This is a genomic window from Variovorax sp. GW458-11-26-14-LB1 (assembly GCF_059423965.1).
Genome location: NZ_JBWKYW010000006.1, coordinates 145792 through 161456 on the forward strand (window position 1 = coordinate 145792; position 15665 = coordinate 161456).

The following is a 15665-nucleotide window of genomic DNA, read 5'->3' on the forward strand; positions in this document are numbered from 1 at the left end:
CTTGGACCAGGCCGTGCGGATCCTCCTACTGGAGGAAGAACGACGTGCAGCGATGCTCGCCGGCGACGAGCACGCTTTGCGCAGATTGCTGGCGCCCGATCTGCGCTACGTGCATTCCACCGGCAGCGCCGATTCGCGTGAGAGCCTGATTGCCAGGCTGACCTCGGGACACGTCGTCTACCAGCGCCTTTGCTTCGACCGGCTGGCGGTAACGCACATGCCGGATTGCGCCCTGGTCTCCGGCGAAATGCACGCACAGGTGCACCGAGACGGTGAACTGCGCGACATCACGACTTGCTACCTGGCGGTGTGGCTGCGGCGCGAAGACGCATGGCAACTCGCCGCGTTCCAAGGTACGACCCTGCCAGCACATTGAGCGCGGAAGTCACGCCCCGCATCACCGCTTCATGATTTCGGGGGGCCGTCACGAATAACCTCTTGCCCGGCCTGCTGATGGTCGCCGCGCCTCGCAATGCCGAGGTCAACGCTCGGCCCATGACTGCTTGGGCCTGTCAGCGTTAGTAGACCTTGGACGGCGACCGGCAGGACTCGCGGCAAGGCGGCCTCGCGCTAGAAAGCAACCAATGTCGGCTTCGCAGCGGTTGCTGTCCTTCAATCAAGTAGGCGTCCGAAAGCGGCCGTTGCGTTGAACTTGAGCCGCTAGCGGTGGCCTGCCGACGCGAGTCGGCTCAAGCGAGGGTTAGGCCTCAGCGCGCTGCAAGAGATGGGTATGCGGGTACAGCGCTAGCGGTGCTCTCTCAGAAACTCTGCAACTGATTCAGGCAGTTCATCATGAGCGACAAGACGAGGCAAGTCCTTGCGACCTTTCGACGTGGCGGAAACCAGACTGTTTCCGTCAATCTCAACTAAGTCTGCCCTGACAAGGCAATTCATGAACTCGCGAGCAAACGGTGGGTCTGCTTGGGCGGCACCTCGTTGCGTGAGGCCGCGCAATTGGCTATTTCGTTGCTCAGAGATTCGCTCGCAAATTTTCTGAACAATAGAAAAACGAGGGTGATGTCGCAGCTCGTGGTACGGACTTACATCGTCGGTTTTGGCGCCGTGATACCTAAAAAATCCCACGGCCCCTCGACCAGAAAGAATAATCGGCTCCCCCTCAGAGTTGGCGGCCACAATGTTGGAGTCGTTATCCATCAAAGTGAAGTCGCACTCCTCGACCTCGACCTGATTGAAGTTGCTCTCGAATAGAAGGGTCGATTTCAAGTTAGAAGAAGTCAGTATGCAATCAATGAAAGAGCAGCGATCAAATGTTGCTCCTTCAAAATTGCTTTCCCTCATATCCAGACCACGAAAAATCACTTCCGTCAAGGTGGCTCCATTGCAAATAAATTGGGCGCGCTGTCCAATTTCGACGCTAGTGAACTCGATGTCTTTAAGCGACACATCGCTGAACTCCAGCCTCCCTTCAGGCGCGCGCATCAGTCTGGCCAAGCTCAGTCGAAGACCTTCCGGCCGGGTACGTAGAAGATCGAATGCCGCTGAAAAGTAGGTTCCCAGGTTTTGCTGCGAACGCTTTGTCCATGAGCTTTCCATCGCCTGCAGGTACTTTGTCGCCAACTCTCCTGGCAGTGCTGCCACGAATCCTCGCATGGCGCGTGTAATCGGCAAGGTCAGGTCGATCGGACTACCGGCGTACATCGATCCGACGATTACTTCGGCAACAAGATACTCGCGAAGCGAGTTGTGGGAGAACTGCCAGACGGACGATGAACTTCGTTCAGATCTGGTCAGTGTCGTTGAACTGCGAAGGTCCTGGAAGAGTTCATCTTTTCTAGTTCGCTGCTCCTCGGGGCTAAGGCGCCGAAGTTCTGTTCGAAAGAGATCGTCAATCACTGCGTAAAAGTGTGCTTCAGTCGCTCCCGGTGTAGATTTTGACGATAACTGTATTGCCAATCGCTGCAGTGCTTCCCGTCTCTTTTCGGGTGGCGTAGTCGGTGACCTTTGTAGGTCGCGCAGCATGAGTCGATCAACAATCAGTTTATAGATCTGCCATTCACTTAGAGACGCCGCCTTTTCGTCACCCGTGCCTCCCGACAGATATTCAACAAGCTCAAGGAGATAGGAAATAATTACAGGCTTGCCGCCGAGTGATTGGCGCCGCCCTTCGGTTTCATCGCGGAAGACCTTCTCCAGCAGATCCAAAACCACTTTCTGTCCGGCAGGATTTCCTGCGAGCTTCCTTCGGACCAGCGAATTCGTTTGCTCGGTAGTCAAGTCGCGAAGGTAACGCTCGTTCTTGTTTATAAGGTATCGTTCTAGCAGGGAATCAACGGACTGTTCTTGCGCAAAGAACAGTTTGTCCATTTGCCCGACGAAGTAGCCGCTTTGCTCCAGTGATACGTAAAGTGCATCGAAAACGTGAAGTTCTTCTGCCTCAGTAAAGTAGTTGGGGCGACTAGTAAGAATTCCTTTTGCCCCTTCTCCAGCCAGTTCCGCAAGTGCCGCCAGACAAGCGCGACGCTCTCTGGCATTCAGGAACTGCGCCATCTCGTCGTAGCCATCCAGCAGAAGAATCACTCGACGCTTGCGAATTAAATGCAGCAAAAAATCTACTGGAATGTGGCCCAGCTGGTTTGAGTCGAGAAAGTGATGAAGAAGAGAGCGACTATCAAATTGACGAACAAAGTTGCGCAGTTCAATTCGAACTGTTATTGGGTGGTTTGGAGCACGTTGGTAGCTCAGCAGCCAATCGTGCTGCAGTTTTAGGGTCAGCGCGGTTTTTCCGGTTCCATATTCCCCAAGTACCACGAGCCAATTGGAGGAAGTACCGGAGCCAAGCATCCATTCGCTGAGCCATTCTGGAGCAAGATGTTCGCCTCGATCATCTCGGAAGTATGGTTCCTCATATGAAGCCGCAAGTGCCGAAATTTCCCTATTACCCAAGACCCCGTCAACGTATGCAGAGAATTTTTCGAATTGAGCAAAAATTTCTGAGTAGGTACGAAGAGTGATGCCGGTCTTTCCTGCGCGCTCCCGAACGTCTGGTGTGAAACCAGCTGTCGAAACACTGATGCAGACACAACTCTTGTCCATCTCTCGAACGAGGGAAAATTTGGTTAAGTCTTTGCCGTACTTTGTATTTTCGACGTACTGAACAGTTACTTCTAAATAAATGGTGGACCCAAATCCGCCACCTTTGGGGGTTGCAACAATGTCAACTTCGGCGCCATGAATCTTTTTTGAATACTGGACGTCATAGTTGTTCAGGGCAAAGAGTTCCCCGACCGCCAATGGCAGGGTGGTGGCGGTGAGCTCTGCAGAATTGCCCCCTGCATTTTCGGCTTTGGAGGGCGTGCCGATCTCTGTCTTGGTTGACTTGCGTTCGACGGGCTTCTTTGAGGATGGGGCGGGCTTCGCCTCAGCTGTGCGGGCCCGGGCGGGTGCTGCTGGGGGCAACGCTGGTTCAACCGACGGCGCGCTCACGGGGCCGAGTGGATCCTGATGTGGTCCAGCTGATGGAGCAAGGGTTGGCTTGGATCGACTTGAGACTTCGCTTGGCTCCGGAGCTGGTCTAGACGGCAGGGCGAGAACGACTTTGACGGGTTTAATCGCTGGGGTGGCGTTGCGTCCGCCAGCCCCCTTGCTCTGAATGTCAGCGAGGCGAATGGTCCGCCCAGCGCTTGGGACTCCATTGGACTGCCCGGGGCCGGGCTTGGACAATGAGCTTTTTCGATCTTGATTGGACATCACGCTCCTCATAACGTTGTGCCTTCCCTGGCTGGGCGCAGAACGGCGCCCATGGATGAGCAGATGTTACGGCGAACTGCAATCGGCAAGATCGGACACCTCCCCGGCCCACAGGCAATGCCATTGCTGGATCCCCGAGCAATGGCATAGAAATTTGTGCAGCATAAAGATGCCGACAAATCCTGCGCGCCACAAGCTTCGCCGCCGAAAACCTACGAAAGGGCTATCAAAGAGTTGCCCTCTCATGCCAAGTAAGAGGCAGGGATACTGTCCCCGTCTACGGCACCGCACACTGCGGAGTCAACGGCTCCAGTTAACGACCTGCCTCCGCTGCAGTCCAAGCGGCTGACCGCTCGATCTAAAGGTCTACCGCATGACAACAGCCATCCTCCATGCGGTCATTCGTGGCTGACTGCTCGCAGTCTGAAGCGGGCATACCCGAAGGACCGCGAGGCAGCAAAAGCGGACGTCACCGTGCGAGGCGAACGACATTGCAACGTCGCGCTTTCTCCCTTGGTGTCAGAACGATGACATTCATTTTCAACAGTTCAAGAGCGCTCAGGGCACCCGAAGCGATTCATCCTGACGCCTTCGCCCACGAGGCCCACTTTCTCTCGAGGTCGAGCTTCTCGAATCGCTCGACCAGGAACTCGGTGAAGACCTTCAGCTTCGCAGGCTGGTGCCGGCGACTCTGGTAGGCGATGTTGATCGTCAGCTGCGGCAGCTCCCAGTCCCGGAGCACGGGGATCAGCCGGCCCGCCACGATGTCGTCGTGAATGATGTACTGCGGCTGGATCAGGATGCCCAGGCCCGCCAGGGCCGCGGCCCGGATGACCTGGCCTTCGTTGGCGTCCAGGGTCGGCGCGATGCCGATCGCCTGCGCCTCCTTGCCGCGCTTGAAGTGCAGCACGTACGGGTCGTTCGCCAGCGAGTACACGAGCATCCTGTGAGCGGGCAGCTCCCGGGGCGAGGCCGGCTGGCCGCGCGCGGAAAGGTAGGCCGGCGATGCGGCCAGCACGCGCCGCATCTGCGCGAGGCGGCGCACGGTGATGCCCGAGTCGCCCTCGTGCTCCCGGGTGCGGATGGCCGCATCGATGCCCGCCTCGATGAAGCCGGGATAACGGTTGGCCGCGGTGATCTGCACGGTGAGCTTGGGATAGCGCCGGTGGAACTCCGGCAGCGCCGGCGCCAGGTGGATCATCGCGAACGACACGGAGCTCGTGATGCGCAGCACCCCGCTGGGGTTGGTGCTGGCCGAATTGACCTCGGCCTCGGCCTCCGCCATCTCGGCCAGCATCCCGCTGCAGCGCTGGTGGTAGCTGCGCCCCGCGTCGGTCAGCCACATGCGGCGCGTGGTGCGCTCCACCAGCCGCGCGCCCAGCCGCTCCTCGAGCCCCGTCAGGTAGCGGCTTGCCGCCGCGTTCGACAGGCCGAGCCGCTCGGCCGCCTTGGTGAGGCTGCCCAGCTCCGCGACCTGCACGAAAAGTTCAATCTGCGCCCAGCGGTCCATGCTCAAGTGATTCTTCCATTTTTAGGAAATGACATTTCGTATTTAGCTCTTTTTTTCCATTCTTTGACGGTACATCATTCGCCCATCGAGGGCCAGGGTTGGTTCACCAGGAGCAAAGCACCGTGCGCAACATCAATGAAGACACCATCACCCAGGCCGTGATCGCCGCGATGTGCCGCTGCGAGAATCCGCGGCTGCTGACGGTCATGACGAGCCTCGTGCAGCACCTGCATTCCTTTGCACGCGAGGTCCGGCTGACGGAGGCCGAGTGGATGGAAGCGATCCGCTTCCTCACCGACGTCGGACACATCACGGACGACAAGCGCCAGGAGTTCATCCTGCTGTCGGACACCCTGGGTCTCTCCACGCTCGTCACGGCGCAGAACAACGCCAAGCCGCCGGCCTGCACCGAGGCCACGGTCTTCGGCCCCTTCTTTGTCGAAGACGCGCCGGTGTACGAGCACGGCGCCGACATCGCCAATGGCGCGCACGGCGAGCCCTGCCACGTCAGCGGCCAGGTGCGCGACCTGGAAGGTCGCCCCATCGCCGGCGCGTGGATCGATGTGTGGCAATCGGACGAGGACGGCCTCTACGACGTGCAGCTTCCCGATGCTTCGGGCACCCACGAGCACCGGGCGCGGGGTCGACTGCGCAGCGGGGTCGATGGGCGCTTTCACTTCCGCTCGATCCTGGCGGTGCCCTACCCCATTCCGCACGACGGCCCGGTGGGTCGCATGCTGTCGGGGCTGGGCCGGCATCCCTGGCGCCCGGCGCACCTGCATTTCATGATCGACGCGCCCGGCTGCGAGCGGCTGATCACCCACATCTTCCGCGAGGGCGACAGCTACCTCGATTCGGATGCGGTCTTCGGCGTGCGCTCGACGCTGGTGGCCGATTGGGTGCGCCACGAGGCCGGCCCGGCGCCGGACGGGACGCACTCCGACGTGCCGTTCCACACGCTGCAGTACGACTTCGTGCTCAACCCCAAGGCCGAGGTGCGGGCGTGATCCGGCACATCGTCATGTGGCGCGTCGCCGGCGAGTCGCCGGAAGAAAGGATGCATGCACGCAAACGCGTCAAGCTGGCCTTCGAAAGCCTCGTCGGACGCATTCCCGGCCTGCACCACATCGAGGTGGGCATCGACCGCAGCGACGTGGACCATGCCTGCGACGCCGTGCTGGTGGCCGACTTCGAGTCGCAGCAGGCACTGGACGCGTACGCGGCCCACCCCGAGCACCTGCGGGTGCGCCAGGAACTCGGTGCGCTGCGCACGTCGCGCCACCAGGTCGACTACCAGCGCTGAGACAGGAGCCTCGCATGCCTTCATCCTTTGTCTACCAGTCGCTGCCGGGCCGCGTCGTCTTCGGCGCAGGCGCCCTGCTGCAACTCGAATCCGAACTCGACGCACTCGGCGTCCGGCGCGCGCTGGTGCTGTGCACGCCCGACCAGCGGCACGCGGCCGAAGCGATCGCCGCGCGCCTCGGCGCCCGTGCCGCCGGCGTGTTCGACCGGGCCACCATGCACGTTCCGCTCAAGGTGGCGCGCGAGGCGCGCGAGGTGGCCCGCGAGCGCAACGCCGACTGCGCCATCGCCATCGGCGGCGGCTCCACCATAGGCCTGGGCAAGGCGATCGCACTCGACAGCGGCCTGCCGATCCTGGCGATCCCGACCACCTACGCCGGCAGTGAGATGACGCCCATCTACGGCATCACGCAGGACGGCGAGAAACGCACCGGCACCGATGCGCGGGTGCTGCCCCGCACCGTCATCTACGACCCGCAACTGACGCTGACGCTGCCGGTGGGCCTGTCCGTCACCAGCGGCATCACGCCATCGCGCACGCGGCCGAAGGCCTGTATGCCGCCAACGGCAATCCGGTCACCCGCCTGATGGCGCAGGAAGGCATCCGCGCGCTGGCCGCCGGGCTGCCGGCCATCCACGCCGACCCAGCGGACCTCGAGGCGCGCGGCTCGGCCCTGTACGGCGCCTGGCTGTGCGGCACGGTGCTGGCCCACGGCGGCATGGCGCTGCACCACAAGCTGTGCCACACGCTGGGCGGCAGCTTCAACCTGCCGCATGCGCCGACCCACACGGTCGTGCTGCCGTATGTGCTGGCGTTCAACGCCTCGCATGCCGAAGAAGCGATGCGCCACATGGCGCAGGCGCTGGGCACGCACGGCAGTGCCGCCGCCGGCGTGTGGGAGCTGGCCCATCGCAACGGCGCGCCGACCTCGCTGCGCGAGCTGGGCATGGCCGAGGGTGATCTCGACCGCGCCGCCGACATCGCCACCGAGCGCCCGTACTGGAACCCGCGGCCCATCGATCGGGCGGCCGTGCGCGCCGTGCTGCAGGCGGCTTTCGATGGCGTCAGGCCGGACTGAATTTTCCGTTTTTTCTTTCGCTCGTTCGTTCATGGCGCAGCCCGGTTGCGTCCCCCCGAAAATTCCCAGGAGACAAACAATGAATCCCCCTCAAGCGAATCCGCAACCCGACGCCCACGCGTCCTACGACGTGGCCGTGATCGGTTACGGCCCCACCGGCCTGGTGGCGGCCTCGCTGCTGGGCCAGGCCGGCCACCGGGTCGTGGTCGTCGAACGCTGGCCCACCATGTACGGCCTGCCGCGCCTGACGCACATCGACGGCGAGGCTGCGCGCATCGTCCAGGCCTGCGGCAATGTCGACCAGGCCATGCGCGATTCCCTTCCGCTGCACACCTACCACTACGTCAATGCCACCGGCGAACTGCTGCTGGAGCTCGGGTGGAAGGGCAAGCAGTGCGGCTACGCGGCGCACAACTCGATCTACCAACCCGACATCGAGGACGCCATTCACGACCGCGTGGCCACGCTGCCCAATGTCGAGCTGCTGCGCGGCTGGGAGGCCGTGTTCCTCAAGCAGGGCGCCGACGGGGTGACGGTGGCCATCCAGCGCACGAACAGCGGAAAGGACGGCGCGCCCGAGGCCCGCGAGGAGCAATGGGCCGAGCCTGCGCGCACGTTCAATGCCCGCTACGTGATCGGTGCCGACGGTGCCAACAGCTTCGTGCGCCGCGCGCTGGGCATCGAGCGCAACGACTACGGCCACAAGCACCGCTGGCTGAACCTCGATTCCGAGAACCTGTCGGACGCCGCCGAGCGCTTCAAGCGGCTGACCATCTTCTGTGACCCGGCACGCGGCCACATGTACATGCCCATCGGCGACAACCGCACGCGCTTCGAAGTGCGCCTGCTGGACGGCGAAAGCATCGAGGCGTGGGAAGACCCGGCCCACGGCTGGCGCTGGCTGGGCGAGAAGTACGGCGTCGGGCCGAGCGACTTCAAGTTTCTGCGCCACGTGGTCTACACGTTCCAGACGCGCATGGCCGAACGCTGGCGCGAAGGCAACGTGCTGCTGGGCGGCGACGCGGTTCACGCCATGATGCCCTACATGGGACAGGGCGCCTGCTCGGGCATGCGCGACGGCATCAACCTGGCCTGGAAGCTCGACCTGGTGCTCAGCGGCCGCGCGTCGCCCGCGCTGCTGGACAGCTACGAAGCCGAGCGCCGCCCGCACGCCCAGCAGATCATGGAGATGTCGCTGTTCCTCGGCCAGGTCACCAACGAAGACGACGTGGCGAAAGCCGCCGCGCGCGACGAAGCCTTCCGCACCCACACCATGCCGCCGATGCCGCCCTTCCCGAAGGTGGAAAACGGCGTGCTGCACCGCGAAGCCGACGGCAGCCTGCTGGCGTCCACGGGCGTACCGGGGCCGCAGGCGCTCGTGCGCCGTGGCGAGGCCGAAGGCCTGCTGGATGATGTCGTGGGCCATGGTTTCCTGCTGGTGGCGCACGAGGACCCGACGCCGTTCCTGGGCGCCGGCCAGAAAGCGTTCCTGGATCAACTCGGCTGCCACGTCGTGGTGCTGACCCAGGACGAGCGAGTGCCCGGTGCGGTGGTCGAGCTGGACGGCGAGATGTCCGGGTTCATGGCCGAGCACGGCCTCCAGGCCTACATCGGCCGACCGGACTTCATCGTCTTCGGCTCCGTGCCCCGCATGGATGCGCTCGCGGCCCTGGTGGACGACCTGCGCCGCAAGCTGCACTGGCTCGACAGCGACGACACCGGCGCACGGGCCGCCCCGCTCGCCGCGGAGCAGGCCACATGAGCAGCGCGCCCTCTTCTCCCTCTTCTTCCGCCACGTTGGCTTTCCAGCGGGCCATGCCGATGACCCGGCTGCTGGACTGCGGCATGGACTTCGCCGACGCCCAGGCCCTGTTCCAGCGCACCAGCGCCGGCGAGGCATGGGACCAGGTGGCCGAGGCACTGGCGCAGGCGCAGCTGGAGCGCGCCCGCCAGGCCGAGGCTGCCGGCCATCGCGTGACGGCGGCCGAGGCGCAGGCAGCGGCGTTGGCCGACCTGTTGTTCGCCCAGATGGCCTTCAACCACGACACCCCGCGCAAGCGCGCCCTCTACCACCAGCTGGCCATGGCGACGCGCCAGTTGTGCGCAGGGTCCGAAGGCCGCATGACGCGGGTCGAGGTGCCCTTCGGCCCGAGCCATCTCGTCGGCTGGCTGGTGCGACCGCACGCAGCGCCCGCGCGCGGCACGGTGCTGGTGTTCGGCGGCCAGAGTGGCTGGGGCGTGGCCTACCTGCCCATCGCCCGCGCGCTCGCGCGACGCGGCCTGGCCACCCTGCTGGCCGAAGGGCCGGGCCAGGGCGAGACGCGCATGAACCAGGGCATCCATGTCGATGTGGACATGGAGGCGGCCTACAGCCAGTTCGTCACCTTCATCGCAAACGACGCCTCGCTCGGTACGCCCGGCATCTGGGGCAACAGCGTCGGGGGCCTGTGGGCCGCGCGCACGGCCGCGGCCGATGCGCGCATTCGCGCCTGCTGCATCAACAGCAGCCTGGCCGCACCGACGCTGCTGCCCTTCCGGACCTTCGCGGAGCAGGCCGCGGCCATGCTGGGCACCGACGACGAACAGGCCATCCAGCAGAACTTCGAGCGCATGCGCTTTCGCCCCGGGCGGGACCGCATCGACTGCCCCTTGCTCGTGCTGCACGGCGGTGCCGATCCACTGGTTCGAATGGAAGACCAGCAGCCCTTCCTGGACGCCGCGACGAATTCCGACGTCACCTTGCGCGTGTGGGACGACGGCGAGCACACGATCTACAACCATGCGGCGCAGCGGACCGCCTTCGTGGCGGACTGGTTTGCCCGGCGGCTCGCGCCAAGTTGACTTCGTGGCACCGCTGGTTCAGCGCAGCGGTACAGAACGACGTCTTGACCCGAGCTCATTCGGTAACGGGGCAACTTCGGGATTGGAAGCAAGCTCATGCAAGGCCACTGGCGTCCGATCTTGCTAGTAACGCCTGTCAGACAAGCGACTACCGCCAGCCTGAACCAGCCGTCGACGTAAGGCGGTTATGCAGCGTTTGCCGACATCCCTTGGCCTCGCACGAATGGGTACTATCGGCCACAACCGGACCTTCACAAGCAGGTTAGATTGGCGTCCATGACACGCTCGCGAACACCACTTGAGGCCGCCGCAGGCAAACTCATTGCGGCAATTCAAAAGGAGTGGGGCATCGAAGCTGGGGGGCCGGAGGCGGCCGCGAGCGAGGAGGCAATGCATGCGGCCCACGGTCTGCTGCAGGCCGCTTCGAAATTCGGGGCAATCGAGAGCGTCATCGGATCGAGTTCCGTAGCGACGTACTTGGGCGAGCAGTGGGTTCAGGCTCATCCACAGGTGCTGCCATACATCGAGGCCCTTGAAGGCGCTCAATGAGCAACCGACATCAAGCGGCCAAGAGCAGCCATCGCATTTCAACTACTAGTTGTCATCACCAGGTAACGCTTGACACTAAGGCTTCCACTCGCGGATGCATTCCTCGTTTGCATACTGCGACGGACATAGAAATCATTCGTTTGTCACCGCGTACACCTATCAAAAGATCGTGATGAAAATCAGAAGTAGGCATTCCCTCCTTGAATTTATCCTTCTACTCTTGGGCTGTGGTGTGGCGCCTCTGTCACTCGCGGCCCCCGGACTCTGCTGGATTGAGAAAATTGAATCGATGCAGGATGAGGTGCGTGTCTCCCTAAAAGAGGAGTACCGTTTTGCACTATGGGGAATTGAACGGCTCGGCGGCGCCGAGGAACTCGTGAGGCCAGCGCCTCCCTCCGCTCCATTCTTCACCTTGAGAGAGGGTGATAGAGCACGGCTGCGCGCGGGAAATCATGACTGGTGCGAAATTGTCGGTGCGCGAAGAGACGGGGCTCTGGGCGTTGAGATAACCGCGTTCAATCGACAAGTGGGCTTACCGTTGAGCCAGATCACCCGGTTTGCCTCAGATTGAGGATGTGTGTTCGCTGAGGACCGCGCCCGGCCAATTCCAGACCTGCAGTACTGTGGCACGATTTGGGCCCGAAGGCGACGGTCAGACGTCATGACTGAAAGACAGCTCGCAGTCTGAAGCAGTCGTTGTTGGACCTTGAAACGTGCCTGCACTACGCCCTTGTCAATGCATCGAAGGCATTTCGCTCGAACGCCGAAAGCCCCCTAATGTAGCGATGCACCGTGCTCTCCGAGCGGTGCCCCGTCTGCCGCTGAATTGCCCACGTCGGAACACCAGCTTTGGCGGCCGTGGTGACCAATCCCGAACGGAGGCTGTGTGCAGAGAAGCCGCTCGGGTCAAGGCCGCAGTCATGCATGCGCCGCCGCAACACACCTCCGACCGCTGCTCCACTCAACGCACCTGCTAGCTGCCCGTGCCGATTCACCCCGCGAAACAAGGGCAGCGACGGCTCCCCTTCCACGGTCGCCCCGCGCAGTAGCCGAATCCAAGCCTTCAGCAGCTTGACCGGGCACAACCGCCCCGGCCCAGGCGGCAACGCCACTACCCTACCCTTGCCCTGCTGATCGGTTTTTGAGCGCGCCAGTGTCACCGTCACACCTTGAGCGCCGAATGCCAGACTCTCAAGCTTCAGCTTAGCAAGCTCCGATCTTCGAAAACCTCCTGCAAATCCCACCACCAGCAAGGCCCTGTCCCGCAGATCTCGCACCGGGTCTAGGTGCTTCAGCGGCTTGGCAAGCAAGCGCAGCATCTCAATGCTGATGGGTTGGGCCTGCTTCTGCGCCGTGCCATGCACCCGCCGAATCCCGCGCATCGTCGCTTGCACCAGCTCCGACCGCGTTGGCGAAGGCTTGCCCAGCGCCGTGTGCGCGTTCGAGATCGCAGCCAGACGACGGTTGAGCGTGCTGGCCTTGACCTTGCCTGCGTAGGCTGCTAGGTACCGCGCCACCATCGCTGGCGTGGCCGGCACCCTGCCGCCCCAGTCCCGGAAATGCCGCAGATCGCCCTCGTAGGCGCGACGCGTGCTGTCGGCTACGGCGTGAGCGACATAGTGTTCGAACTCGACTTGGGCTCTTGCTGGCCTGATTGCCCGAGATGGCTTGTGCGTGACGGGTGCGCGCCTTGATGAATCGCTGCGAACTCTTTTCATGATCTTGCTCGCTATGTGAATGCTGAGGGGATGGGCTCTTGTGAATGAGCAACGCCCGCAAACGCGGGCGCTGGATCGAAGTGCTATGCCATGGCGAATGCCGTGGACACCTTTCGCAGCGGTCTACCTACGGGCCGTCGTTGTTCGCGGCAAGCTCAGCACCAGCGTCAGATACGCGGTCTGCTCACCCACTGCAGGTCGACTGCGTAGCCGGATGGTGAGGTGCAACGCCCCCTCCCCCAGCGCCTCGCCCAAGGTTCTCCCCAGGCCGCGTACCGTGCGCACCGTGAGTTGGTATTCGGAGGGCGCCCACAGCACCAAGACCGCGCCCAGCGCCTGCTCAAGCCAGATCCCCCGCTCGCTCAGGTCCTCCAAGACAGCCACCATCGCTGCGTCCAGCTGTGCGGGTTCGTCCAGCGGTTGCGTAAAAAGCTCGAACTGCACCTGGCCGAAGTCCAAGGTTTCAACGACATCCGAGTGGTCCCAGGCCGGGCCCAGAATCGAAAGCCCCTCCAACACCGAGCGTTGCAGTCCGACATATAACCATTGCAATGGCGCGAGCTGGGCGGCATCTGTTGGCTCGGCAATGTCGATGCGCGCGTCGATCGAATCGCAGAGGATGCCGAGCATCGAGCCATCGTGCGGCAACGGATGATTGTTCGCACCGAGCACGATGCCGATGGCATGCGCATCTCGACCCCACATGCGCCAGACCAAGAGCATGGCTGCTTCGATTTCAGCGGATGTCATGTCAAAGCCAAAGGCCAAGCAGAGGATGCACGCGTTCTCGAGGTCGACTTGCTCGACCACATGAACCGCTTCGCCTGCATCGATCTCGATGTAACTCGGCTTTTGGTCCAGCAGATCTGCCAACGGCGTGTGCAGTGGTGTATCGATGTGACTGTGAAAGCGTTGAACCAAGCGCCGGCCCGAAGCACCGATGCCGATCAAGCGGACAGCACCGCTCGGCCCGCTGTCGGCGGGAGTGTGAAGAATATTCATGGAATTTACCTTCGATGCCACTCGCACAGGGCGGTGGCAGTGAAATGAAGACGGAAAAGCAAAAGCGCCGCACCAGCCTCTCGGCCAGCACGGCGCCTTCGCAAAGGGCTGTATCAGCGACGCGGGGTCGCTACGGCACTGCCCTCAGCACGCGCTGTCCAGGCCATCGGCCGCGAAGTTCTTGGCGTCAGTGCGTGTCACGTCGCGCAGGCACACCGGCGTCTTGCTACTGATCGCCTTGTCGAGCAACGCGTAGTCCATGCGGCGCATCTGCCCAGCCTGCATCCAGACGACGTTGCCTTTGACGGTATGCAGGCACACGGCCTCCTCGCCACAAGGCTCGTACTTGGTGACCAGAGACATCAAGCTCTCAGGACCTGTGCTGGGGGCAGAAGCCAAAGGTTGCGCCGCAGTAGCTGGGGCACCGGAACCGGATGCGGCAGCCGATTCTTCTTTCTTTGTCTGCGCCACCAATGCAGCCCAGTTCTCCTTCTCCGCGCCCGGCAAGCAGTCCACGGCCTCGCCCTTGTCGTTGCGGACGGTGGAGTAACCTCGCGCCCGAAAGACATTTGGATTCTGCGTTTTCTGCACGCCCACCAGACAAACCGGCTTGCGCGCCCGCAAAGCCTCTGACATTGAATCGCGACCACGTTGATCGACGATCTTCTGGTCGAGTTCGTAGTAGGCGACGTCGTCGCCCTTTTCGTCCCGACCGTGAATGCAGTAGAGGTTGTTTTTGAAACAGTAGGACGGGTCGTTGTGGCCGGTGCCGTAATCCATGATGTAGACAGACTTGCGCCAGTTGCCGCTCGCCGAGAGCTGATCGATCTCCGCTTGCCGTGCCAGCTGCGCTTTCTTCGCTTCGGCTTGCGCCTCGGTGCGCTGCTGGGCGACGGCAGCAACCCGCAGGTACTGGACGGTGCCATCCACGCTCACGTTGGTGGTGGTGACGAACTCGTTTCGCCCTTCCTGCTTCACGATCTGGTAGACCAGCGACTTTCGCATGGGAGTCTGTGGGACTGGGCCGTTGTTGTTGCGCGACCGGATGTAGGCGACCTCGCCGCGCACTTCGGCGGGGTACAGCTGCGAGGTCTGGCCTGACATGGCGACGAGTGCACCGATCAGGTTTGGCATCGGGTTGAGGATGAGTTCGTTCATCTGCGCCAGCTTGTCGGGCTTGATGGTCATCACGATCGTGGTCTTGCAGCTGCGCAACTTGAGCTTATCGTCATACGAAGTGACAGTGGGCGTCTCCAGCGCGAAGGTGGCAAGGTCAGCGCTCTTGGCTGGATAGCCTTGCAAGTGTGCGTCGTTGGCATCGCTGACCATTCCAAGAACGGTTTCGGTGACCTCAGCGTCATTGCAAGGCGGCGCTTCAGGGCCGCAGGCGGTTAGAACTACGGCAGCCGCGATCATCAGCATTGCTCGCGACGATCGTTCGCCTCCGTCCCGGAACGCCGTTCGGATCGCATCAATCCCCTCTGAAATCAAACCGTTGAACATGAATCCTCCAATTGGTCGAACTGCACAAGTAAAAAAACACACTTTACGTTTGGTTTTCATTTAGTTTGCCAGATACCGCTTCGGAACAAAACGGATAGTTTGTGTACTCTTAGTGTTGGAGACAGAAAACTCAGGCGCATGCCTCGAGTCGTTGTCAACAAGCCTCAGCCGCTGGACCCCGTATCCAGCAAGGAGCTCGAGCGCTTGCAGCAAGCCTTCGGGGAGCACTTGCGCTCTATGCGTCACGAACGTCTGATCACGATCGAGCAACTTGCCGAGCTAGCCGGCTTGCACCCGAACTACGTGGGCTCGGTGGAGCGAGGCGAGCGCAATTTGTCGCTTTTCAATATTTGGCGACTCGCCGGCGGCCTCGACGTCACGGTGGGCCAGTTGACGGATCCCCTCCCGAAGCGAGTGCTGAAGCTCGCGAAGCGAAAGACGTCGAGCTAGCTG

12 protein-coding genes and 1 pseudogene are annotated in these 15665 nt (G+C 62.3%); 8 read left to right on the plus strand and 5 right to left on the minus strand.

The annotated features are described in order from the left end of the window. The first annotated feature begins 1 nt into the window (after position 1). Entirely contained in the window at positions 2 to 376 is a 375-nt protein-coding gene (locus tag AC07YS_RS06710; RefSeq protein ID WP_159275335.1) for a nuclear transport factor 2 family protein, read from the plus strand. A gap of 368 nt (positions 377 to 744) precedes the next feature. Here AC07YS_RS06710 and AC07YS_RS06715 read toward each other — a convergent pair whose 3' ends face one another. Both AC07YS_RS06715 and AC07YS_RS06720 read right to left on the minus strand, forming a co-directional pair. Next, positions 745 to 3708 carry an NACHT domain-containing protein gene (locus AC07YS_RS06715; protein ID WP_492699139.1) on the minus strand — a complete coding sequence of 988 codons (2964 nt, stop codon included), beginning with the start codon at positions 3706 to 3708 and terminating at the stop codon, positions 745 to 747. Between the two features lie 577 nt (positions 3709 to 4285). Further along, positions 4286 to 5218 (minus strand): LysR family transcriptional regulator, encoded by a 933-nt coding sequence (locus AC07YS_RS06720; RefSeq protein WP_492699137.1) that lies wholly within the window; start codon positions 5216 to 5218, stop codon positions 4286 to 4288. 122 nt (positions 5219 to 5340) lie between these two features. On the opposite strand from AC07YS_RS06720, the gene AC07YS_RS06725 reads away from it, so the two are divergent. The 6 genes and pseudogenes from AC07YS_RS06725 (at position 5341) to AC07YS_RS06750 (ending at position 10989) form a co-directional block, all read left to right on the plus strand. After that, positions 5341 to 6225 (plus strand): intradiol ring-cleavage dioxygenase, encoded by an 885-nt coding sequence (locus AC07YS_RS06725; protein ID WP_492736768.1) that lies wholly within the window; start codon positions 5341 to 5343, stop codon positions 6223 to 6225. After that, on the plus strand, positions 6222 to 6521 hold the full coding sequence (locus tag AC07YS_RS06730) for a Dabb family protein (protein ID WP_492736770.1): 300 nt from the start codon (positions 6222 to 6224) through the stop codon (positions 6519 to 6521). Before AC07YS_RS06725 ends, AC07YS_RS06730 begins: the two co-directional genes overlap by 4 nt. Positions 6522 to 6535: 14 nt before the next feature. Further along, positions 6536 to 7599: pseudogene (locus tag AC07YS_RS06735) on the plus strand (maleylacetate reductase). A gap of 79 nt (positions 7600 to 7678) precedes the next feature. After that, complete coding sequence (gene mhpA, locus AC07YS_RS06740; protein ID WP_492736774.1) at positions 7679 to 9361, plus strand: bifunctional 3-(3-hydroxy-phenyl)propionate/3-hydroxycinnamic acid hydroxylase MhpA; 1683 nt, start codon at positions 7679 to 7681, stop codon at positions 9359 to 9361. After that, positions 9358 to 10440, plus strand: a complete 1083-nt coding sequence (locus AC07YS_RS06745; RefSeq protein WP_492699127.1) for an alpha/beta hydrolase family protein — start codon at positions 9358 to 9360, stop codon at positions 10438 to 10440. Before mhpA ends, AC07YS_RS06745 begins: the two co-directional genes overlap by 4 nt. A gap of 276 nt (positions 10441 to 10716) precedes the next feature. Beyond that, complete coding sequence (locus AC07YS_RS06750; RefSeq protein ID WP_492699125.1) at positions 10717 to 10989, plus strand: hypothetical protein; 273 nt, start codon at positions 10717 to 10719, stop codon at positions 10987 to 10989. 722 nt (positions 10990 to 11711) lie between these two features. Here AC07YS_RS06750 and AC07YS_RS06755 read toward each other — a convergent pair. The 3 genes from AC07YS_RS06755 to AC07YS_RS06765 all read right to left on the minus strand — a co-directional run bounded on the left by AC07YS_RS06755 (position 11712) and on the right by AC07YS_RS06765 (position 15272). Continuing rightward, the gene (locus AC07YS_RS06755; RefSeq protein ID WP_492699123.1) at positions 11712 to 12707 is read right to left on the minus strand and encodes a site-specific integrase; all 996 of its coding nucleotides are present in this window, start codon (positions 12705 to 12707) and stop codon (positions 11712 to 11714) included. Positions 12708 to 12830: 123 nt separating this feature from the next. Beyond that, positions 12831 to 13709 (minus strand): hypothetical protein, encoded by an 879-nt coding sequence (locus AC07YS_RS06760; RefSeq protein ID WP_492699121.1) that lies wholly within the window; start codon positions 13707 to 13709, stop codon positions 12831 to 12833. 144 nt (positions 13710 to 13853) lie between these two features. Continuing rightward, complete coding sequence (locus tag AC07YS_RS06765) at positions 13854 to 15272, minus strand: hypothetical protein (protein ID WP_492699119.1); 1419 nt, start codon at positions 15270 to 15272, stop codon at positions 13854 to 13856. Between the two features lie 144 nt (positions 15273 to 15416). On the opposite strand from AC07YS_RS06765, the gene AC07YS_RS06770 reads away from it, so the two are divergent. Then, positions 15417 to 15662, plus strand: coding sequence for a helix-turn-helix domain-containing protein (locus tag AC07YS_RS06770; RefSeq protein WP_235944340.1), 246 nt, complete (start codon positions 15417 to 15419; stop codon positions 15660 to 15662). Positions 15663 to 15665 lie beyond the last annotated feature (3 nt).

Coding starts and splice junctions, on each gene's coding strand:
- AC07YS_RS06760 (WP_492699121.1), bottom strand. CDS start 13,709: ATGAATATTCTTCACACTCCCGCCGACAGCGGGCCGAGCGGTGCTGTC.
- AC07YS_RS06765 (WP_492699119.1), bottom strand. CDS start 15,272: ATGAAAACCAAACGTAAAGTGTGTTTTTTTACTTGTGCAGTTCGACCA.
- mhpA (WP_492736774.1), top strand. CDS start 7,679: ATGAATCCCCCTCAAGCGAATCCGCAACCCGACGCCCACGCGTCCTAC.
- AC07YS_RS06720 (WP_492699137.1), bottom strand. CDS start 5,218: ATGGACCGCTGGGCGCAGATTGAACTTTTCGTGCAGGTCGCGGAGCTG.
- AC07YS_RS06750 (WP_492699125.1), top strand. CDS start 10,717: ATGACACGCTCGCGAACACCACTTGAGGCCGCCGCAGGCAAACTCATT.
- AC07YS_RS06745 (WP_492699127.1), top strand. CDS start 9,358: ATGAGCAGCGCGCCCTCTTCTCCCTCTTCTTCCGCCACGTTGGCTTTC.
- AC07YS_RS06715 (WP_492699139.1), bottom strand. CDS start 3,708: ATGTCCAATCAAGATCGAAAAAGCTCATTGTCCAAGCCCGGCCCCGGG.
- AC07YS_RS06755 (WP_492699123.1), bottom strand. CDS start 12,707: ATGAAAAGAGTTCGCAGCGATTCATCAAGGCGCGCACCCGTCACGCAC.